The sequence below is a fragment of the Streptomyces canarius genome (assembly GCF_014650735.1).
Taxonomy (GTDB): Bacteria; Actinomycetota; Actinomycetes; order Streptomycetales; family Streptomycetaceae; genus Streptomyces; species Streptomyces olivaceoviridis.
This window is the reverse complement of the sequence record NZ_BMVN01000011.1, coordinates 76,453-97,224: the sequence shown is the minus strand read 5'-3', so window position 1 is coordinate 97,224 and position 20,772 is coordinate 76,453. Positions and strand designations below refer to the sequence as shown.

The window sequence follows — 20,772 nt, the reverse complement described above, 5'->3', positions numbered from 1 at the left end:
GCGCCGCTAGCGGGCGAACAGTTCGAAGGCCACCGCCGGTGTGCCGCCGAAGCGCTCGCCGGTGGCCGTGGTGGTCTCGGTCAGGAAGTCATGGACGTACGTCTTCGGGTCCTGGTCGGTCAACGCCTCGATGCAGGTGCGGTGTTCGAGCAGTGAGCGCACCGCGCGGTCCAGGCCCGGCCTGGCGTCGACGGCGTGCGCGGGGCTGCCGGAACACCGGCGACGGCCACCCAGCGGACGCCGTTCCAGGGCTGGAGGCCCTGCTCGGCGAGTTCGGGGAGGATCCAGCGGTTGCCCGCGTCCGCGGCGGCGTCCAGGGTGGCGCGGCCGACGGCGACGTGGTCGGGGGTGTTCCAGGCGACGCCGCCCCAGGTGTCGCGGTGGTTGAGCGTGACGACGAGTTCGGGGCGGTGGCGGCGTATCGCGGCGGCGATGTCGCGGCGCAGCGCGCTGCCGTACTCGATCACGCCGTCCCGGCGGTCGAGGAACTCCACGGTGCCGACGCCGACGACGGCCGCGGCGGCCCGCTGCTCACGCTCGCGCAGCGGGCCGCAGATGGCCGGGTCCAGGGTGTCGATGCCCGCCTCGCCGCGGGTGGCCGGCACATGGGCGACCTCGCGGCCGGCGTCGGTCCAGGCGGCGATCGCCGCGGAGCACCCGTATGCGAGGTCGTCCGGGTGGGCCACCACGGCGAGGGCGCGCAGGCCCCGCTCGCGACGTCGTGTACGGCGCGCCCCAGCCGTCCTCTCGCGTACGTCACACCTCGTCGCGTACCAGCGCCAGCAGCCGGTCCAGGACGCGGGGCGCGCCCGTGCGCAGGCCGTCGTGCTCGTACTCGTTGGTGACCCAGGGGCGCAGGCCACGGATCGCGCCGGCCGTCTGGAGGGAGTGGCCGGTGTCGACGTACATGTCGTCGTGGTAGACGGCCGCGGCGACCGGGACCTCGTTGGCGGCGAGCCGCGCGGGGTCGTACAGGGGGTGCCAGTCGGTGCGGGCGGCGAGCAGTTCGGCCGTCTCGCGCAGGGGGCGCAGGGCCGGGTCGGCGTCGAACACCCAGGGGTGGACGGTCTCGCCGGTGAACAGGACCGGGCCGTCGCCGGTGAGTGTCTTCGCCGCGTCGAACTGCGGGAACTCGGCGCGGACGCGCTCGGCCGACCAGGCGGTGGGGCGCGCGTCCTGGCCGTAGATCGACTCGTGGACGAGGGCGTAGAGGGGGTGGGAGGCGTACGACAGGAGGGACTGGGCCTGCTCCTGGAAGGCGTCGGACAGCTCCAGGCCGGCCGGGGTCACCACGAAGGCGTCCTCCAGGAGGTGGTGCAGCCGGTGGCTGCCGTCGCTCGCGCCCAGCATGATGCCCAGGGACTGGAAGGCCTCCACGGTGAAGCGGTAGCCGTTCGGCAGCACCACGTCGTGGGTGAGGAGGTGGTCGGCGATCCGGCGGGCCCGCTCCACGTCCTGCGGGTAGCGGGCGTAGTGCGCGGCGACCTTGCGCTCGACGCGCGGGTAGGCGGCCCGGTAGACGTCGTCGGCGTGGGCGTGCAGGGACGGCAGGCCGCCGGTGATGATCGCGGTGGCGAGGCCCTCGGGGGCGAGGGAGAGGTACGACACCGTGCAGAAGCCGCCGAAGCTCTGGCCGAGCACGGTCCACGGGGCGCCGCCGGTGACCTGGGGGCGGATGGCCTCGCAGTCGCGGACGATGGAGTCGGCGCGGAAGTGGGTGAGGTAGGCGGCCTGGGCGGCGGGACCGCCGCGCAGCGGCAGCGTCTGCCGGGTGGCGGGCGTGGAGCGTCCGGTGCCGCGCTGGTCCAGGAGCAGGACGCGGTACTCCTTCAAGGCCCGGTCGAGCCAGGCCTCCCGTCCGACGAAACGATTCGCCCCGAAGCCGGGACCGCCTTGCAGGTACACCAGCCAGGGCAGGTCCTGACCGGCCTTGTCGCTCGCCACCGCCTCGCGGGCGTACAGCTCGATCGTCTCGCCGCCCGGGTCGGCGTGGTCGAGGGGCACGGTGAAGTGGCGGTCGGTGAGCACGACGCCGGGCTGGCGGTAGCTGAGGCTCAACGGGTCTCCTGGGACGGACGGGCTGGACGTCTCCCAGTTCAGCACATGAGCCGGTGCGGGCCGAGCACCGGGATCATGGATTGTTACTGAACTTCCGGTCAGCGCCGCCGATCGGCACGTCCGTCCGGTGCGAGGCTGGGCGCGGGCGGGGACACCGCGAGGCTCAGCGTGCGGCGAGGCTGGACCGGCGCACCACCAGCTCCGGCTGGAGCACCACCCGCCGGTGCTCGTGCGTCCGCTTCCCCTTGCCGTCTCCCTCGCCCTGCTCGGTCTCCTCCAGCAGCAGTCCGGCGGCGAGGGCGCCCATCGTGACGGCGGGCTGGCGCACCGAGGTGAGGGGTACGGCGGCCGCGGCGGCGAACTCGATGTCGTCGTAGCCGACGATCGCCAGGTCGTCCGGGACGGTCACGCCCGCCGCGTACATCGCCTGGAGCACGCCGAGGGCGAGCAGGTCGTTGGCGCAGAACACGGCGGTGGGCCGGTCGGCGAGGCCGAGCAGCCGGGCCCCCGCGTCCCGGCCGGCGGCCACGTCGAGCCGCTCGGTGGGCAGTTCGCGCAGCGCCTCGGGGCCGAGCCCGGCCTCGGCGAGGGCGTTCAGCGCGCCGGTGCGCCGGTCACGGACCTGGTTGAGCCCGGGCGGCCCGCTGACGTAGGCGATCGAGCGGTGCCCGGCGTCCACCAGGTGCCGCACCGCCAGCGCGCCGCCCGCGATGTCGTCCACGGAGACCGAGCACTCGGTGGTGCCCTCGGCGACCCGGTCGACCAGCACGAACGGGATGCCGTGCCGGCGGAAGGCCGCGATGTTGCGGCCGGTGGCGTCGGCCGGGGTGAGCAGCACGCCCCGCACCCGCTGTTCGGCGAAGAGCGACAGGTACTCGGCCTCCTCGGCGGCGTCCTGCGCGCTGTTGCACACCATCACGCCGAGCCCGGCCTCCCGGGCCGCGCGCTCGGCGCCGCGCGCCACGTCCACGAAGAAGGGGTTGCCCATGTCGAGCACGAGCAGCCCCATGATCCGGCTGCGGCCCGCGCGCAGCTGGCGCGCCGACTCGCTGCGGACGTAGCCGAGCCGGTCGATCGCGGACAGCACGCGCGCACGGGTCTCGCCGGCGACGGTGTCCGGGCGGTTGATGACGTTGGACACCGTGCCCACCGACACTCCGGCGGCGCGGGCGACATCCTTGATACCCACCGACTGGGCCATCGGGCTTCGGACCTCCAGGGAACGGGATGCGGCGGGACGGCCTTCACGTTACCGTCACGCCGGCAGGGCGAAGCCGGCCGCGTGCGGCGCCGAGGGCGTCGTACCGGTGGACTTCTGCTGGTACAGGAACGTCGATGAACCGGCTCTCCTGGTTCATCAGCGGGTGGTCCGGGGCCGGCGGGTGCACGGCACCTGGCCGGTGCCGTGGCTGGTGAGGCCGCCGGGGCCACGCGTGACGGCCGCGTCCCGCTCCCGCCAGGTGGACGGGGCGCGCGGCCGGCCCCGCGTGTCGTGGTCGATGCCCGCGCGGGTGCGTGTTCCGGGCGGTGCTGGGGGCGTGCTCGTTGGTGTACGTGCCGGTCGCGCCGGTCCGCTCCCCGAGCGCGGTCCACCGCGAACCGCCGTACCCGGCCAGGGCGTTGCGGCCGTCGCCGGCCTCGGGCCGGTGCGGCAGGGTGGGCGTCGACCGGTCGCCGGCACCGAGGGCCCGGCGGGCCACGACCGCGTCGCTGGCCGGCGTGTACCGGGCGGCGTACTGGTGTCCCCGGTGGGTCGACAGCCCGTTCTTCTGGAACGAGTCGGTGGTGACCAGGCCGTCGTAGGAGACGGAGCAGACGGCGCGGGCGTCCAGTCGTGTGACGCCCTGCCGGGTGACGGCGGGTCTCATCCGCGCGGCTCCCGCGTCAGTCGAGGTGGAACACTTCGGTGAGCGGTCGCATGGCCTCGTCGGGCCGGGCACCGTCCAGGGACTCGAAGAACGGTGCCATCTCCTTCTGCCAGCGCGCGTTGACGTCGGTGGCCGCCATACCGGCCTGGGCGGCGGCGAAGTCCTCGGTCCGCAGATAGCCGACGAGCAGGCCGTCCTCGCGCAGGAACAGCGAGTAGTCGTGCCAGCCGGTCGCCTTCAGGGCGTCGAGCATCTCCGGCCAGACGGCCGCATGCCGCTCACGGTACTCGTCGAGCCGGTCCGCCCTGACCTTCAGCAGGAAGCACACGCGCTGCATCAACAGCCCCCGTCCGTCAGAAGTTGAACTGGTCGATGTTCTTGGCGTCGAACACGGTCGGCTTGCCCAGGTCGATCACGCCGTCCTTGCCGATGGTGTACGTGGTGGCGCCGGCCTTGAAGGTCTCGCCCTCCTTGCCGGTGATCTGCCCCGAGGCCAGCGCGACCGCGGTCCGGGCGGCCAGGTCGCCGAGCTTGGCCGGGTCCCACAGCTCGAAGGCGTCGACGGTGCCGTTCTTCACGTACTTGCGCATGTCGTCGGGGGTGCCGAGGCCGGTCAGCTTGACCTTGCCCTTGTACTTGGAGCCCGACAGGTACTGGGCCGCCGCCTTGATGCCGACGGTGGTCGGGGAGATGATCCCCTTCAGGTTCGGGTGCTCCTGGAGCAGGCCCTGGGTCTGCTGGAAGGACTGCTGGGCGTCGTCGTTGCCGTAGGCGATCTTGACGAGCTTGATGTCCTTGTACTTGGGGTCCTTCAGCTCGTCCTTCATGTAGCCGATCCAGGTGTTCTGGTTGGTCGCGGTCTGCGCGGCCGACAGGACCGCGATCTCGCCCTTGTACCCGATCTGCTGGGCGAGGAGCTGCACCTCGGTACGGCCCAGGTCCTCGGCACTGGCCTGCGAGACGAAGGCGTTGCGGCAGCCCGGGCTGGTGTCGGAGTCGTAGGTGACGACCTTGATGCCGTTGCTCATGGCCTGCTTCAGCGCCGTGCACAGCGCCCCCGGGTCCTGCGCGGACACCGCGATGGCGTTCACCCGCTGCTGGGTGAGCGTGTTGACGTAGCTCACCTGCCCGGCGGTGTCGGTGGCGCTGCTGGGCCCCACCTCCTTGTACGTCGACCCGAGCTCGGCGACCGCCTTCTCGCCGCCCTTGTCGGCGGTGGTGAAGTAGGGGTTGTTGACCTGCTTGGGCAGGAAGCCGATGGTCAGCCCCTTCTTGGTGGCGGCGTTCGGGTCGGCCTTGCCGGCGGAGGCGGCGGAGGCGTTGTCGTCCTTGACGTCCTTCTTGGTGGTGCCGCCGCAGGCGGTGAGCGCGAGGGCGAGGGAGGTGCCGGCGGCGAGGGCGGCGCAGGTGCGGCGGAGGGTCGGCTTGAGCATGGGAAGGGCCCCTTGTCGTCGGGAGTGGGTGGTGCGCCCCTCAAGGGGCGCGGGGTTGTGTGGAGGTGCGGCTTCGCCGCGTGGGCGCGGCCGGCCGCGGACGGCCCGCGGCCGGGGGACGGGCTATCCGGTGGAACCGGCCGCCCGCGCGAGAGAGATCTGCCGCGCGACCCGGGGGCCCAGCACGGACACCACGAGCAGCACACCGGTGACGACGATCTGCGACTGGGCCGAGACGTTCAGCAGACTCATCACGTTCTGCAACGCACCGAGCAGGAAGACACCGGCGATGGCACCACCGATCGTGCCCCTGCCCCCGTCGAAGTCGATCCCGCCCAGCAGCACGGCGGCGACGACGGACAGTTCGAGCCCGGTGGCGTTGTCGTACCGGGCACTGGCGTAGTGCAGCGCCCAGAAGACACCGGTCAGCGCCGACATGGCCCCCGTGGCGACGAAGAGCAGGAGCTTCGTCCGCTTCACCCGGATCCCCGCGAACCGCGCCGCCTCCTCCCCCGCTCCGATCGCGAACAGCGACCGGCCGAAGGGCGTGGCGTGCAGCAGCACCACGGCGACGGCGAGCAGCACCAGGAAGGGCAGGAACGCCTGCGGCAGGAAGGAGTCACCGAGGCGGCCGGCGGCGAAGTCGAGGTACTGCGAGGGGAAATCGGTCACCGCGTCGGAGCCGAGCACGATCTGCGCGACACCCCGGTAGGCGGCCAGCGTGCCGATGGTGACCGCCAGCGACGGCAGCCCGAGCCGGGTCACCAGCAGGCCGTTGAGCAGGCCGCACGCCACCCCGAGCAGCAGGCACAGCGGGATGATCTGCTCGATGGCCATGCCCTCGTTCCACAGCTTGCCCATCACCGCGCCGGACAGCCCGGCCGTGGACGCGACGGACAGGTCGATCTCGCCGGCGACGACCAGCAGGGTCATCGGCAGGGCGATCAGCGCGATCGGGAGCGTGTTGCCGATGAGGAACGACAGGTTGAGCGCGTTGCCGAAGCCGTCGACGAAGCCGAACGACAGCAGCAACAGGACGATGAGCAGCGCGCCGACGACCGTGTCCCAGCGGACCGCGCGGGTGAGCGACTCAGGCACCGGCCTTCTCCTTCGCCATGGCGGACCTCCTGGGGGCCGACTTCTTCTTCAGGGCGGCGGCCACGCGCAGCGCCACGATCCGGTCGACGGCGATGGCGAGCAGCAGCAGGACGCCGTTGATGGCGAGCACCCACACGGAGCTGACGCCGAGTGCGGGCAGCACACTGTTGATCGAGGTGAGCAGCAGGGCGCCGAGGGCGGCGCCGTAGACGCTGCCGGAGCCTCCGGTGAAGGCGATGCCGCCGACCACCACGGCGCTGACGACGGTGAGTTCGTAGCCGTTGCCGGTGCCGGAGTCGACGTTGCCGAACCGGGCCAGGTACATCGCGCCGGCGAGTCCGGCGAGCGCTCCGCAGAAGGTGTACGCGGCCAGGATGCGCTTGCGGACCGGGATGCCGGCCAGCCGGGCCGCCTCCGGATTGGAGCCGAGGGCGTACAGCTCCCGCCCGCTGCCGTAGTGCTTGAGGTAGTAGCCCGTCGCCACGAGCACCACCAGCGCGATCACGGCGAGCCAGGGGATCGCGGAGATGCCGCCGGAGCCGAAGTCGACGAAGCCGCCGGGCAGATCGGCCGCGGTGATCTGGCGGGAGCCGACCCAGATGGAGTCGACGCCCCGGATGACGTACAGGGTGCCGAGGGTGACGACGAGGGCGGGGACCTGGCCGAGGCTCACGAGGAGACCGTTGAGCAGCCCGAGGCCGATGCCCAGCAGGACGGCGAGGAGGATCGCGACGACCGGGTTCCCGCCGCCCTGGAGGTAGGTTCCGGCGGCGAAGGCGCTGATGCCGAGCGTGGAGCCGACGGACAGGTCGACGTTGCGGCTGAGGACGACCAGTGACTGGCCGGTGGCGACGAGCACCAGGATCGTCGCGTTGAGGAGCAGGTCCTTGATGCCCTGCTCGGACAGGAACTCGCTGTTGCCCGCCTGGGTGACGGCGATCATCACCAGGAAGACGGCCAGGATGGCGAGTTCGCGCATCTTGAAGACCCGGTCGACCAGCCGGGTGCCGCTGGAGCGGGGTGCTCCGGTGACGGGGGTCTCGTCGGTGGTGACCGTCATGCGGCGGCCCTCCCGGTGGCTGCGGCCATCACGGTCTCCTCGGTGGCGTCGGCGCGGGGTATCTCGGCGGTGATCCGGCCCTCGTGCATCACGAGGACGCGGTCGGCCATGCCGAGGATCTCGGGCAGGTCGGAGGAGATCATCAGGACGGCGACCCCGTCGGCGGCCAGCTCGCCGAGCAGCCGGTGCACCTCGGCCTTGGTGCCGACGTCGATGCCCCGGGTGGGTTCGTCCACGATGAGCACCTGGGGGCCGGTGGCGAGCCACTTGGCGAGGACGACCTTCTGCTGGTTGCCGCCGGACAGGGTGGAGACGGCGTCCGCGATCCGGGCGTACTTCACCTGGAGCTTCACGGCCCAGTCCAGGGACCGGCTGCGTTCGGCGGTCCGGTGCACCAGCCCGGCCCGGGCGGTCGTACGGAGTCCGGTCAGGCCGATGTTCCGTTCGATGGACATGTCCATCACCAGGCCCTGGGCCCGCCGGTCCTCCGGCACGAGGGCGAGTCCGGCCGCCATCGCGGCGGACGGGGCGCCGTTCGTGAGCCGGCGCCCGCCGACCTCGACCTCGCCCGCGTCCCAGCGGTCGACGCCGAACACGGCCCGGGCCACCTCGGTGCGGCCGGCCCCGACCAGCCCCGCGAGGCCGACGATCTCTCCGCGCCGGACCTCGAAGGAGACGTCGGTGAAGACGCCCTCGCGGGTCAGCCGCCGCACGCTGAGCGCGACGTCGCCGACCTGGACCTGCTGCTTCGGGTAGAGCTCGGCCAGGTCGCGGCCGACCATGCGGCGGACCAGGTCGTCCTCGGTCATCCCGGCGAGCGGCTCGCTGGCGATCCAGGCGCCGTCCCGCAGCGTGGTGACCTGCTGGCAGATCGCGAAGATCTCCTCCAGCCGGTGCGAGATGAACAGCACGGCCGCGCCCTGTTCGCGCAGGGTGCGGACCACGCCGAAGAGGCGGGCCACCTCGCTGCCGGTGAGCGCGGCGGTCGGCTCGTCCATGATCAGGACCCGGGCGTCGAAGGACAGCGCCTTGGCGATCTCCACGATCTGCTGGTCGGCGATGGACAGGCCACGGGCCGGCCGGTCGGGGTCGAGGTCGACGCCGAGCCGCCGCATCAGGGCGGCCGTGGCCGCGTGGGTGGCCTTGTGGTCGATCCGGCCGAGGGCGCGCCGGGGCCGGCGGCCCATGAAGATGTTCTCGGCGATCGACAGGTCGGGGAAGAGCGTGGGCTCCTGGTAGATCACGGCGATGCCGGCGTCGCGGGCGTCGCCGGGGCCGTGGAAGACGACGGGCTCGCCGTCGAGCAGCACCTGACCGGTGTCCGGCCGGTGCACTCCGGCGAGGGTCTTGATCAGCGTCGACTTGCCCGCGCCGTTCTCTCCGGCGAGGGCGTGCACCTCGCCGGGCAGCAGCTCCAGGGAGACGTCCCTCAGGGCGCGTACGGCGCCGAAGGACTTCGAGACGCCCTTGAGTGCCAGCACCGGGGCCGGTCCCGTGTCAGGCGGGTGGGTCATGGGGGCTCCTCGACGACACCGGCGAAGGGGCCGCGAGGCCGCCACGGTGTCGTGAAAGGTTTCAAGTGGATTGCCGGGACCGTAGGCACCACAGTCATGTCACGTCAATGGGTCCGTGTCGAAAAACTTTCGATAGCCAAAGGTCACGGCCGGATCACGGAAGACGGGGTCCGCTGGAGTCCTTGACACCCCCGCGGTCGGCACCTAGCTTGCCGTTCTGAATCGTTTCACATTCGGCGTTCACATGCTCGGTCGTTCCGTCCGACATCCGCTCAGTCGTCCCCCCGACACCACAGGAGCCCCCAAGTGACCGACCTCGCCGCGGTGAAGGCCGCGCTCAAGACCCAGGCCGTCGAGACGCCGTCGTGGGCGTACGGGAACTCGGGCACCCGGTTCAAGGTGTTCGCCCAGGCCGGTGTGCCGCGCTCGCCCTGGGAGAAGCTGGAGGACGCGGCCCAGGTGCACGCCTTCACCGGCATCGCGCCGACGGTCGCCCTGCACATTCCGTGGGACACCGTGGAGGACTACGCGGCGCTCGCGAAGTACGCCGAGGAGCGCGGGGTGCGGCTGGGCGCGGTCAACTCCAACACCTTCCAGGACGACGACTACAAGCTGGGCAGCATCTGCCATCCGGACGCGGCGGTGCGGCGCAAGGCCGTCGACCACCTGCTGCGGTGCGTCGACATCATGGACGCCACCGGGTCACGGGACCTGAAGCTGTGGTTCGCCGACGGGACGAACTACCCCGGGCAGGACGACATCCGCGCCCGGCAGGACCGGCTGGCCGAGGGGCTGGCCGAGGTGTACGCCCGGCTGGGGGACGGCCAGCGGATGCTGCTGGAGTACAAGTTCTTCGAGCCGGCGTTCTACACGACCGACGTGCCGGACTGGGGGACCGCCTACGCGCACTGTCTGAAGCTCGGCGACAAGGCCCAGGTGGTCGTCGACACCGGGCACCACGCGCCGGGGACCAACATCGAGTTCATCGTGGCGCTGCTGCTGCGGGAGGGGAAGCTCGGCGGGTTCGACTTCAACTCGCGCTTCTACGCCGACGACGACCTGATGGTGGGGGCGGCCGACCCCTTCCAGCTCTTCCGGATCATGTACGAGGTGATCCGGGGCGGGGGGTTCACCTCCGACGTCGCGTTCATGCTCGACCAGTGCCACAACATCGAGGCGAAGATCCCGGCGATCATCCGGTCGGTCATGAATGTGCAGGAGGCCACCGCGAAGGCGCTGCTGGTCGATCGGGCGGCGCTGGCCCGGGCGCAGGCTTCCGGGGACGTACTGGGGGCCAATGCCGTGCTGATGGACGCGTACAACACGGATGTCCGGGGGCTCCTCGGCGAGGTCCGCCAGGAGTCGGGGCTGGACCCCGATCCGATGGGCGCGTACGCCCGGTCCGGGTGGGCCGAGCGGATCGTCGCCGAGCGGGTCGGGGGCGAGCAGGCCGGCTGGGGGGCGTGAAGCGTCTGCCTCTGAAGCGCCGTTGCGGGGTGCGGGTCCGTCGCGGCTCGTCGCGCCCACCCGGCGGAGCCGCGTATCGACACGGCCCCGCGCCCCTTCACCACGTCCCCTCTCCTGGAAAGAACCGGTAGTCATGACCACCCATCCCGAAGTCGACGCCCTCCTCGACCGCTCCCACCGGCTCGGCTCCGATCCCCGTAACACCAACTACGCCGGCGGGAACGCGTCGGCCAAGGGCAGCGCCACCGATCCCGTCACCGGGGGCGAGGTGGAGCTGATGTGGGTGAAGGGCTCCGGGGGCGACCTCGGCACGCTCACCGCATCGGGACTGGCCGTGCTGCGGCTGGACCGGCTGCGGGCCCTCGTGGACGTGTACCCCGGTGTCGAGCGCGAGGACGAGATGGTCGGCGCGTTCGACTACTGTCTGCACGGCAAGGGCGGGGCCGCGCCCTCCATCGACACCGCCATGCACGGTCTGGTGGACGCCCCGCACGTGGACCATCTGCATCCCGACTCGGGGATCGCGCTCGCGTGTGCGGCCGACGGGGAGAAGCTGACCGCCGAGTGCTTCGGGGACAGCGTGGTGTGGGTGCCGTGGCGGCGGCCCGGGTTCCAGCTCGGGCTGGACATCGCCGCGATCAAGGAGGCCAACCCGCAGGCCGTCGGGTGCGTTCTCGGCGGGCACGGGATCACCGCGTGGGGATCGACGTCCGAGGAGTGCGAGCGCAACTCGCTGCACATCATCCGGACCGCCGAGGCGTTCCTCGCCGAGAAGGGGAAGGCGGAGCCCTTCGGGCCGGTCGTCGAGGGGTACGAGGCCCTGCCCGAGGCCGAGCGGAGGGAGCGGGCCGCCGCGCTCGCGCCGTACATCCGGGGCCTGGCGTCCCAGGACCGGCCGCAGGTCGGGCACTTCACCGACTCCGAGGTCGTCCTCGACTTCCTCGCCCGCGCCGAGCACCCCCGGCTGGCCGCCCTCGGCACCTCCTGCCCCGACCACTTCCTGCGCACCAAGGTCCGGCCGCTCGTGCTGGACCTGCCGCCGGCCGCGCCGCTTGAGGACGCCGTCGCGCGGCTGCGGGAGCTGCACGCCGCCTACCGCGAGGAGTACGCCGCCTACTACCGGCGGCACGCCCTGCCCGACTCCCCCGCCATGCGCGGCGCCGACCCGGCCGTCGTGCTCGTCCCGGGTGTCGGCATGTTCAGCTTCGGCAAGGACAAGCAGACCGCCCGGGTGGCGGGCGAGTTCTACGTCAACGCCGTCAACGTCATGCGCGGGGCCGAGGCGGTGTCGTCGTACGCGCCGATCGAGGAAGCCGAGAAGTTCCGGATCGAGTACTGGGCGCTGGAGGAGGCCAAGCTCCAGCGGATGCCGAAGCCCAAGCCGCTCGCCACGCGCGTCGCGCTCGTGACGGGGGCCGGCAGCGGGATCGGGAAGGCCATCGCGCACCGGCTCGCGGCGGAGGGGGCGTGTGTCGTCGTCGCCGATCTGAACGGCGAGAACGCCGTGGCCGTCGCCGAGGAACTGGGCGGGCCGGACAAGGCCGTCGCCGTCACCGTGGACGTCACCGACGAGGAGCAGATCGCCGCCGCGTTCAAGGCGGCCTCCCTCGCCTTCGGCGGGGTGGACCTCGTCGTCAACAACGCCGGGATCTCCATCTCCAAGCCGCTGCTGGAGACGTCGGTCAAGGACTGGGACCTCCAGCACGACATCATGGCCCGCGGTTCCTTCCTCGTGTCGCGGGAGGCGGCGCGGGTGATGACCGTGCAGGGGCTGGGCGGCGACATCGTCTACATCGCCTCCAAGAACGCCGTGTTCGCCGGGCCCAACAACATCGCCTACTCCGCCACCAAGGCCGACCAGGCCCACCAGGTGCGGCTGCTGGCCGCCGAACTGGGTGAGCACGGGATCCGGGTGAACGGGGTCAACCCGGACGGTGTGGTGCGCGGGTCCGGGATCTTCGCCGGGGGCTGGGGGGCGCAGCGGGCCGCGGTGTACGGGGTGCCGGAGGAGAAGCTGGGCGAGTTCTACGCGCAGCGGACGATCCTGAAGCGGGAGGTGCTGCCCGAGCACGTGGCGAACGCGGTGTTCGCGCTCACGGGCGGGGACCTCACCCACACCACCGGACTGCACATCCCGGTCGACGCGGGTGTGGCGGCCGCGTTCCTGCGATGAGCGCAGACGTGAAGTCGTACGCCGCGGTCGATCTCGGCGCTTCCAGCGGGCGGGTGATGGTGGGGCGGGTGAGTGCGGACTCGGTGGAGCTGAGCGAGGCGCACCGGTTCCCCAACCGGCCGGTGCGCGTACCGGAGGGACTGCGCTGGGACATCCTGGCGCTCTATGGCGGTGTCCTCGACGGGCTCCGGGCGGCCGGTGCCCACTGCGGTGGACGGCTCGCCTCCGTGGGCATCGACAGCTGGGCCGTCGACTACGGCCTGCTGGACGCCGACGGGGCCCTGCTCGGCAACCCCGTGCACTATCGCGACGCCCGCACCGAGGGGGTCGCCGAGAAGGTGTGGGCGACCGTGCCGGCGGCGGAGCTGTACGCGGCGACGGGCATCCAGTACGCGCCGTTCAACACCCTCTACCAGCTCGTGGCCGCCCGCACCTCGGAGCAGTTCGCCCACGCCAGGCGGCTGTTGCTGGTCCCGGACCTGCTGGCGTACTGGCTCACCGGCGAGCAGGGCACCGAGCTGACCAACGCCTCCACCACCCAGCTCGTCGATCCCCGGACCCGGGACTGGTCGTACGAGGTCGCCGAGCGGCTGGGGATCGACCTCGGACTGTTCACGCCGCTGCGCCGGCCGGGTGATCCGGCCGGGACGCTGCGGCCGGAGGTGCTGGCGGAGACGGGCCTGACCGGTCCGGTGCCGGTGACGGCCGTCGGCTCGCACGACACCGCGTCGGCGGTGGCCGCCGTCCCGGCGACCGGGCAGCGCTTCGCCTACATCTGCACCGGCACCTGGTCCCTGGCCGGCCTGGAACTGTCCGCTCCGGTGCTCACCGAGGAGAGCCGGGCCGCGAACTTCACCAATGAGCTGGGGCTCGACGGCACCGTCCGCTATCTGCGCAACATCATGGGGCTGTGGCTGCTCCAGGAGTGCGTACGGGCCTGGGGCGAGCCGGATCTGGGAACGCTGTTGCGGGAGGCGGCCACCGTGCCGGCGCTGCGCTCGGTGGTGGACGCCGGGGACGAGGCGTTCCTGGCGCCGGGGCGGATGCCGGAGCGGATCGCCGAGGCGTGCCGCGCGTCGGGGCAGCCGGTGCCGGAAACCCGGGCCGCGACCACCCGCTGCATCCTCGACTCGCTGGCCCTCGCCCACCGGCGGGCCGTGCTGGACGCGCAGCGGCTGGCCGATCATCCGGTGGACGTGGTGTACCTGGTCGGCGGCGGCACCCGCAACGCGCTGCTGTGCCAGCTGACGGCCGACGCCTGCGGGCTGCCGGTGGTGGCCGGCGCCACCGAGGCGGCGGCCCTCGGCAACGTGCTCGTGCAGGCCCGCGCGGACGGGCTCGCCGGCGATCTCGCCGCCCTGCGCGGGCTGCTCACCCGGACCCAGCCGCTCACCCGGTACACGCCCCGCGGCGACACCGGCCCGTGGCGGGCGGCCCAGGCCCGGCTCGCCACGCGGTGAGCCGTGGTCTCCCGTCGGCGCCGCCCGCCGACTACCCTTCACTCGTCCGATGACCGACACCGAGGAGCCGCGATGCGTGTCGCCCTGTTCCTGACCTGTGTCAACGACACGCTGTATCCGGACACCGGCCGGGCCGTGGTGAAGCTGCTGACCAGACTGGGTGTCGACGTCGACTTCCCGATGGCGCAGACCTGCTGCGGCCAGGCCCACTACAACACCGGCTACCGGCATGAGGCCGAGCCGCTGGCCCGGCATTTCTCCGATGTCTTCGGGGAGTACGAGGCGATCGTGACCCCGTCCGGGTCGTGCGGGGCGATGGTGCGGGAGCTGTATCCCCGCATGGGCGAGCGGGCCCGGGCCGAGGGGCGCGGGGACGCGCTGGCGCGGACGCTGGCACCGGTGGTGCCGAAGACGTACGAGCTGACGGAGTTCCTGGTCGACGTGCTCGGGGTGACGGACGTCGGCGCCTACTACCCGCACACGGTGACCTACCACCCGACCTGCCACGGGCTGCGCGGGCTCGGGCTCGGCGACCGGCCGCGCCGGCTGCTCCAGGCCGTCAAGGGGCTGGAGCTGGTCGAGCTGCCGGGCGCGGAGGAGTGCTGCGGGTTCGGCGGCACGTTCGCGCTGAAGAACGCGGAGGTGTCGGCGGCGATGGGTGCCGACAAGGTGCGCAACGCCGAGTCGACCGGCGCGGAGGTGCTGTGCGCGGCCGACAACTCCTGCCTGATGCACCTCGGCGGCACGATGAGCCGGCTGCGCACGGGCATGCGGCCGGTGCACATCGCGGAGATCCTGGCGAGCACGGAGGAGGAACCGGCCGTATGACCGGAACGTATCTCGGCATGCCGGCCTTCCCGAAGGCCGCGCACGACGCCGTCCACAACCCCGTCCTGCGGGGCAACCTGCGGCACGCCACCCACACCATCCGCGCCAAACGGGCCAAGGCGGTGGGCGAGTTGCCCGACTGGGCGGCGCTGCGCGAGGCGGGCAGGCGGATCAAGGACCACACCCTGCGCCATCTCGACCGCTACCTCGTCCAGTTGGAGGAGTCGGTCACCGCGGCCGGCGGTACGGTCCACTGGGCGGCGGACGCCGCGGAGGCCAACCGGATCGTCGCCCGGCTGGTCAGGGAGACCGGCGAGTCGGAGGTCGTGAAGGTCAAGTCCATGGCCACGCAGGAGATCGGCCTCAATGAAGCCCTGGAGGCCGAGGGCATCCGCGCCTACGAGACCGACCTCGCCGAACTGATCGTGCAGTTGGGCAAGGACCGCCCCTCGCACATCCTGGTCCCGGCCATCCACCGCAACCGGGGCGAGATCCGCGACATCTTCCGCGCCGAGATGGGTGAGTGGGGCCGCCCGGCCCCGGAGGGTCTGACGGACACGCCCGCCGAACTCGCCGAGGCGGCCCGGCTGCACCTGCGGGAGAAGTTCCTGCGCGCCAAGGTCGGCGTCTCCGGCGCCAACTTCATGGTCGCCGAGACCGGCACGCTGGTCGTCGTGGAGTCCGAGGGCAACGGCCGGATGTGCCTGACCCTGCCGGAGACGCTCATCTCGGTCGTCGGCATCGAGAAGGTGGTGCCCACCTGGCGCGACCTGGAGGTCTTCCTCCAGACCCTCCCCCGCTCCTCCACCGCCGAGCGCATGAACCCGTACACCAGCATGTGGACGGGAACGACGGACGGCGACGGTCCGCGCGCCTTCCACCTGGTCCTGCTCGACAACGGCCGCACCGACACCCTCGCCGACCAGGTCGGCCGCCAGGCGCTGCGCTGCATCCGCTGCTCGGCCTGCCTGAACGTGTGCCCGGTGTACGAGCGGGCGGGCGGGCACGCGTACGGCTCGGTCTACCCGGGCCCCATCGGCGCCATCCTCAGCCCCCAGCTGAGGGGCACGGCGAGCGAGATCGACGCCTCCCTGCCGTACGCGTCGAGCCTGTGCGGGGCCTGCTACGAGGTGTGCCCGGTCGCCATCGACATCCCCGAGGTGCTGGTGCACCTGCGGGAGCGGGTGGTCGAGGGCGGTCCGGCGGTGCGGCAGGGCAACACGGTGGTGCTCCAGCCGGCGAAGGGGCACGCGGCCGAGCGGGCGGCGATGCGGGCGGCGCGCTGGGCGTTCACGCACCCCGGCGCCCTGCGCACGGGCCAGCGGCTGGCCTCCCGCACCCGCCGGCTGCACCCCCGTACCCTGCCCGGCCCCGGCCGGGCGTGGAGCGGCACCCGGGACCTGCCGGCCGTGCCGCCGGAACCGTTCCGGGACTGGTGGCAGCGCACGCGCGGCGGAAAGGACGGTGCGAAGTGAGCAGCAGGGAGCGGATCCTGGGCCGGGTGCGGCGCGCGCTCGCGGACGTGCCCGCGGACGAGGGGCCCTACGAGGAGGCCGTCCCCCGGGACTACCTGCGCGAGCACGGGCAGCGGACCACCGAGGAGACGGTGGAGCTGCTGGCGGAGAACCTGGTGGACTACCGGGCCGTCGTGCACCGCTGCGACGCGGAGGAGCTGCCGCTGCTCGTCATGCGGCTGCTGGCCGAGCGCGGCTCCCAGGAGGTGCTGGTCCCTCCCGGGCTGCCGCCGGAGTGGCTGTCCGCCGCCGATCCCGTGCGCGTCCACGACCGGGTGGCGGACACCGCCCAGCGGCTGGACCGGGTGGACAGTGTGGTGACGGGGTGTGCCGTGGCCGTCGCCGAGACCGGAACGATCGTGCTCGACGGCTCCCCCGACCAGGGCCGGCGGCGCATCTCGCTCGTCCCGGACCACCACATCTGTGTCGTGCGCGTCCCGGACCAGGTCGTCTCCTCCGTACCCCAGGCCCTCGAACGCCTCGACCCCACCCGCCCGTTGACCTGGATCTCGGGCCCGTCGGCCACCAGCGACATCGAACTGGACCGGGTGGAGGGCGTCCACGGCCCCCGCACCCTGGAGGTGATCCTGCTCGGCTGACCGCGCCCCCCGGGCGTCCGCCGGTCGGGGCACGCCGGAATGAAGCGTGCGGCGGCCTGCCGTACGTTGAGGAAATGATCCGGTTCGAGCAGGTGACCAAGCGGTATCCGGACGGTACGACGGCCGTGGACGGCCTCTCCTTCGAGGTGGCCGAGGGGGAGCTGGTCACGCTCGTCGGGCCCTCCGGGTGCGGCAAGACGACGACCATGATGATGGTGAACCGGCTCATCGAGCCGACCTCGGGCCGGATCCTCGTCGGCGGCGAGGACGTCGCGACGGTCGACCCGGTCCGGCTGCGCCGCCGGATCGGGTACGTCATCCAGCAGGTGGGCCTCTTCCCGCACCGCACCGTCCTGGACAACACCGCGACCGTGCCCGCGCTGCTCGGCTGGAAGCGGGCGAAGGCGCGGGCCCGGGCGGCCGAGCTGCTGGACCTGGTGGGGCTGGATCCGCAGGCCTACGGGCCGCGCTATCCGGAGCAGTTGTCCGGCGGGCAGCGGCAGCGGGTCGGCGTGGCGCGGGCGCTGGCCGCGGATCCGCCGGTGCTGCTGATGGACGAGCCGTTCGGCGCGGTCGACCCGGTGGTGCGGGAGCAGTTGCAGGACGAGTTCCTGCGGATGCAGGCGGCGGTGCGCAAGACGGTGCTGCTGGTCACGCACGACATCGAGGAGGCCGTCCGGCTCGGCGACCGGATCGCCGTGTACGGGCAGGGCCGCATCGAGCAGTTCGACACGCCGGGCGCGGTGCTGGGGGCGCCCGCGACGCCGTACGTCGCCTCCTTCGTGGGCGCGGACCGCGGGCTGAAGCGGCTGTCGGTCACCGCGATCGAGCCGGACGACCTGGAGCAGCCGCCCGTGGCCCGCCCGGAGGAGCCCGCCGCGCGGGCGCTGGAGCGGCTGCGGTCCGCGGGCGCCCGGTGGGCGGTGGTCCTGGACTCGGACGGTGACCTGCACGGCTGGGTCGGCGTCGAGGAACTGCCGGCGGGCGGCACGGTCGGGGACCTCGCCCACCGGATGACCGCCTGGGTGCCGGTCGGCGCGCCGCTGAAGCAGGCGTTCGGGGTGATGCTCCAGCACGACGCCGGGTGGGTCGCCGTGCTGGACGGGGCGCGGTTCCTCGGCGTGCTGACCCCGGCGAAGCTGCATGAGGCGCTGCGCCGTTCGGTGGACGCCGACGCGCGCGGGGTCACGCGGGGGCAGGTGCCGTTCGACTCGGTGGCGGACGCCTGACCGGGTCACTTCAGCAGGCCCTTGTCCTTCAGATAGGCGCGTGCCACGTCGGCGGGCAGCCGCCGCCAGCTGTCGACCTGCCGGTTCATGGCGGCCAGGTCCCCGGTGGTGAGGACGTCGCCCAGCCTGCCGAGCGCCTTCGCCACGCCGGCACCGCCCGCGCGGGAGCGGTTGACGACCGGGACGACATAGTCGGCGTTCTGCACACGCTTGTCGTCGGCGAGCAGGACCAGGCCGAAGGAGGCGAGGGTGGCGTCGGTGGTGGTGGTCAGCACCATCTGGTCGCGGCCTTCCTGCACGGCCCGCTTGGCCTGGGTGGTGCCGACACCCTTGGGATCGATGCCGGTGATGTGGATGCCGTACACCTTCTTCAGCCCGGGCGCGCAGTACGGCCGTCGCACGCATTCGTCGCCCGCCGCGAGGCGTACCTTCAGTCCGGAGGCGCCGAGGTCGCTGAGGGTCCTGAGGTGGTGCCGGCGGGCGTAGGCGGCGGTCACCGCGAAGGCGTTCTGGTCGACGGCCCGGCCGGGCGGGAGGACGGTGAGGCCGCGGGGGGCCGCGAGGGCGCGCAGGGCCTTCATCGTGGCGCCGAGGTCCGGCGAGCCGGCCGGGGGCGCGTCGGCGCCGTGGGTCTTGGCACTCAGCCAGTCGGCCAAGGTCGCCGCGTACTCGGGTACGACGTCGATCTGGCCAGACTCCAGGGCGGGTTCGTACAGCTCCCGGTTGGCGACCGTGAGGAGGGACGTCTTGTAGCCGGCCTGGTCGAGCAACTGGGCGTACATCTGGGCGAGCAGATCGCTCTCGGTGAAGCCGGCCGAGCCGATGGTCAGATGACGGCTGTCCCCGGGCGGAGCGGTGACCTGCCCGCGGCTCTCCAGGGACGGGCCGGTGGCACAGGCACCGAGCGCGAGAAGGGCGGCCGTGGCGAGTGCGGCACGGCGGCTGAGGAGAGCGGGCCGGGCGCGTGCCGTGCGGCGGCTGGGAAGGGTGGGGGCGGCAGGTGCCGTACGGCGTCTCATCGGCCGCCCCGGACCCAGGCCGGTGCCACTCGCTCGGCGATCTCGAAGACGCCCTCGACGAGCAGGGCGAACACCGCGACGAGCAGCGCGCCCGCGACCACCTGGGGCGTGCTGGCCAGGTTGAAGCCCGCTGTGATGATCCGGCCGAGGCCGCCGCCGCCCGCGAGCGCGGCGATCGTGGCGGTGGCGACGAGTTGGACGGCGGCGATGCGCACGCCGTTCAGCAGCAGGGGGAGCGAAAGGGGCAGTTCCACGTGAAACAGCAGCTGTCGGCCGGTCATGCCCATGCCCCGGGCGGCCTGGACGGCGTTCCGGTCGACCTCGCGCATGCCGACGTAGGCGTTGGTGAGCAGCGGCGGTACGGCGAACAGCACGAGGGCGACCACCGTGGGGCCGTCGCCCCACCTCCCGACCGGGGTCAGCAGGAGCAGGACCAGTACGGCGAAGGTGGGCACGGCCCGGCCGACGTTGGAGATGTTCACGGCGAGCGCGCCGCCCCTGCCGAGGTGGCCGAGGACGAGCGCGACGGGCAGCGCGATCAAACAGCTGAGGACCAGGCAGACGACGGTGAGCAGGAGGTGCTGGAGCAGCCGGTGCCGGATGCCGTCGTCGCCCGGCCAGTGCGCGGGGTCGGTGAGCCAGTCCCAGGCGGCGGTGAGGGTGCTCATGAACGGGCCGCCCGCGTCCAGGGGGTGATCAGCCGCTGTACGCCCAGCAGGAGCAGGTCGGCGGCGACGGCGATCAGCACGCACAACACGGACGCGGTGAGCACCTGCGCCTTGAAGTAGGTGTTCATGCCGGAGTAGATGAGGTTGCCGAGACCGCCGAAGCCGACGATCGCGCCGACCGTGAGCAGGGAGACCGCCGAGACGGTGGCGATGCGCAGGCCGGCCATCGCGGCGGGCAGGGCCAGGGGCAGTTCCACGGTGAGCAGCAGGCGGACGGGGCCGTAGCCGAGACCCCGCGCGGCCTGCCGGGTCTCCTCCGGGACCGCGCGCAGGCCGGCGAGGATGTTCCGGACGAGCAGGGTGAGCGAGTACAGCACCAGTCCGGCGACGACCAGGGTGGCCGAGAGGCCGTAGAGGGGCAGGAGCAGGGAGAACATGGCCAGCGACGGGATGGTGTAGAGGATCGTCGTCACGGCGAGGACCGGCCCGGCCGCCCAGCCCCAACGGCGGGCCAGCACCGCCAGCGGCAGCGCGATGACCAGGCCGATCAGGACGGACAGGAAGGTCAGCTGGAGGTGCTGGACGACCGCGTCGAGCAGGATCTGGCGGCGGGTGCTCAGATAGGCACCGCAGATCCACTCGTTCCGCGCGAGGCAGTCGTCCGGTGGCGCGCTCACGGGTCCATTGGACCGGACGGGCGAGGACGGCGGCGCGTTGTGGTGGCCCGGACGGGGGGCGCCCTGACGGTCCGCACCAGGGGGATGCGCCGTGGCGGCCCGGGTTC

18 protein-coding genes and 1 pseudogene are annotated in these 20,772 nt (G+C 72.6%); 7 read left to right on the top strand and 12 right to left on the bottom strand.

Annotation, left to right across the window (positions count from 1 at the left end):
- Positions 1-6: 6 nt before the first annotated feature.
- The 9 genes and pseudogenes from IE294_RS18070 to IE294_RS18030 form a co-directional block, all read right to left on the bottom strand.
- Positions 7-704, bottom strand: a pseudogene (locus IE294_RS18070) (PIG-L deacetylase family protein).
- Positions 705-756: 52 nt separating this feature from the next.
- A complete protein-coding gene (locus IE294_RS18065) occupies positions 757-2,058 on the bottom strand; it encodes an alpha/beta fold hydrolase (RefSeq protein WP_189887277.1) in 1,302 nt (433 codons plus the stop codon).
- Between the two features lie 163 nt (positions 2,059-2,221).
- Positions 2,222-3,259 carry a LacI family DNA-binding transcriptional regulator gene (locus IE294_RS18060; RefSeq protein ID WP_189887275.1) on the bottom strand — a complete coding sequence of 346 codons (1,038 nt, stop codon included), beginning with the start codon at positions 3,257-3,259 and terminating at the stop codon, positions 2,222-2,224.
- A 43-nt stretch (positions 3,260-3,302) separates the two neighbouring features.
- Positions 3,303-3,926, bottom strand: a complete 624-nt coding sequence (locus IE294_RS18055) for a hypothetical protein (protein WP_189887273.1) — start codon at positions 3,924-3,926, stop codon at positions 3,303-3,305.
- Positions 3,927-3,942: 16 nt separating this feature from the next.
- A complete protein-coding gene (locus tag IE294_RS18050; RefSeq protein WP_189887449.1) occupies positions 3,943-4,263 on the bottom strand; it encodes an L-rhamnose mutarotase in 321 nt (106 codons plus the stop codon).
- A 16-nt stretch (positions 4,264-4,279) separates the two neighbouring features.
- Entirely contained in the window at positions 4,280-5,359 is a 1,080-nt protein-coding gene (gene rhaS, locus IE294_RS18045; protein WP_189887271.1) for a rhamnose ABC transporter substrate-binding protein, read from the bottom strand.
- 123 nt (positions 5,360-5,482) lie between these two features.
- Positions 5,483-6,457 (bottom strand): ABC transporter permease, encoded by a 975-nt coding sequence (locus tag IE294_RS18040; protein WP_189887269.1) that lies wholly within the window; start codon positions 6,455-6,457, stop codon positions 5,483-5,485.
- Complete coding sequence (locus IE294_RS18035) at positions 6,450-7,517, bottom strand: ABC transporter permease (protein ID WP_189887267.1); 1,068 nt, start codon at positions 7,515-7,517, stop codon at positions 6,450-6,452. The genes IE294_RS18040 and IE294_RS18035 overlap by 8 nt, the downstream gene beginning before the upstream one ends.
- Entirely contained in the window at positions 7,514-9,031 is a 1,518-nt protein-coding gene (locus IE294_RS18030; protein ID WP_189887245.1) for a sugar ABC transporter ATP-binding protein, read from the bottom strand. The genes IE294_RS18035 and IE294_RS18030 overlap by 4 nt, the downstream gene beginning before the upstream one ends.
- Positions 9,032-9,337: 306 nt before the next feature.
- On the opposite strand from IE294_RS18030, the gene rhaI reads away from it, so the two are divergent.
- The 7 genes from rhaI to IE294_RS17995 all read left to right on the top strand — a co-directional run bounded on the left by rhaI (position 9,338) and on the right by IE294_RS17995 (position 18,301).
- On the top strand, positions 9,338-10,498 hold the full coding sequence (gene rhaI, locus IE294_RS18025) for an L-rhamnose isomerase (protein WP_189887241.1): 1,161 nt from the start codon (positions 9,338-9,340) through the stop codon (positions 10,496-10,498).
- Positions 10,499-10,631: 133 nt separating this feature from the next.
- Positions 10,632-12,671: a bifunctional aldolase/short-chain dehydrogenase gene (locus tag IE294_RS18020; protein ID WP_189887240.1), complete on the top strand. Its 2,040-nt coding sequence runs from the start codon at positions 10,632-10,634 to the stop codon at positions 12,669-12,671.
- The gene (locus tag IE294_RS18015) at positions 12,668-14,131 is read left to right on the top strand and encodes a rhamnulokinase (RefSeq protein WP_189887239.1); all 1,464 of its coding nucleotides are present in this window, start codon (positions 12,668-12,670) and stop codon (positions 14,129-14,131) included. Before IE294_RS18020 ends, IE294_RS18015 begins: the two co-directional genes overlap by 4 nt.
- A 72-nt stretch (positions 14,132-14,203) precedes the next feature.
- The gene (locus IE294_RS18010; protein ID WP_189816657.1) at positions 14,204-14,959 is read left to right on the top strand and encodes a (Fe-S)-binding protein; all 756 of its coding nucleotides are present in this window, start codon (positions 14,204-14,206) and stop codon (positions 14,957-14,959) included.
- Entirely contained in the window at positions 14,956-16,434 is a 1,479-nt protein-coding gene (locus IE294_RS18005; protein ID WP_189887236.1) for a LutB/LldF family L-lactate oxidation iron-sulfur protein, read from the top strand. Before IE294_RS18010 ends, IE294_RS18005 begins: the two co-directional genes overlap by 4 nt.
- The gene (locus IE294_RS18000; protein ID WP_189887234.1) at positions 16,431-17,072 is read left to right on the top strand and encodes a LutC/YkgG family protein; all 642 of its coding nucleotides are present in this window, start codon (positions 16,431-16,433) and stop codon (positions 17,070-17,072) included. Before IE294_RS18005 ends, IE294_RS18000 begins: the two co-directional genes overlap by 4 nt.
- A 74-nt stretch (positions 17,073-17,146) precedes the next feature.
- Positions 17,147-18,301, top strand: coding sequence for an ABC transporter ATP-binding protein (locus IE294_RS17995; protein WP_189887232.1), 1,155 nt, complete (start codon positions 17,147-17,149; stop codon positions 18,299-18,301).
- Between the two features lie 5 nt (positions 18,302-18,306).
- On the opposite strand, the gene IE294_RS17990 is transcribed toward IE294_RS17995, so the two are convergent.
- Genes IE294_RS17990 through IE294_RS17980 form a run of 3 tightly spaced genes read right to left on the bottom strand, consistent with a single transcriptional unit; the run spans position 18,307 to position 20,665 of the window.
- On the bottom strand, positions 18,307-19,320 hold the full coding sequence (locus IE294_RS17990; RefSeq protein WP_229917204.1) for an ABC transporter substrate-binding protein: 1,014 nt from the start codon (positions 19,318-19,320) through the stop codon (positions 18,307-18,309).
- Positions 19,317-19,988 carry an ABC transporter permease gene (locus IE294_RS17985; protein ID WP_189887231.1) on the bottom strand — a complete coding sequence of 224 codons (672 nt, stop codon included), beginning with the start codon at positions 19,986-19,988 and terminating at the stop codon, positions 19,317-19,319. Before IE294_RS17985 ends, IE294_RS17990 begins: the two co-directional genes overlap by 4 nt.
- Entirely contained in the window at positions 19,985-20,665 is a 681-nt protein-coding gene (locus IE294_RS17980) for an ABC transporter permease (protein ID WP_189816652.1), read from the bottom strand. Before IE294_RS17980 ends, IE294_RS17985 begins: the two co-directional genes overlap by 4 nt.
- Positions 20,666-20,772: the final 107 nt, after the last annotated feature.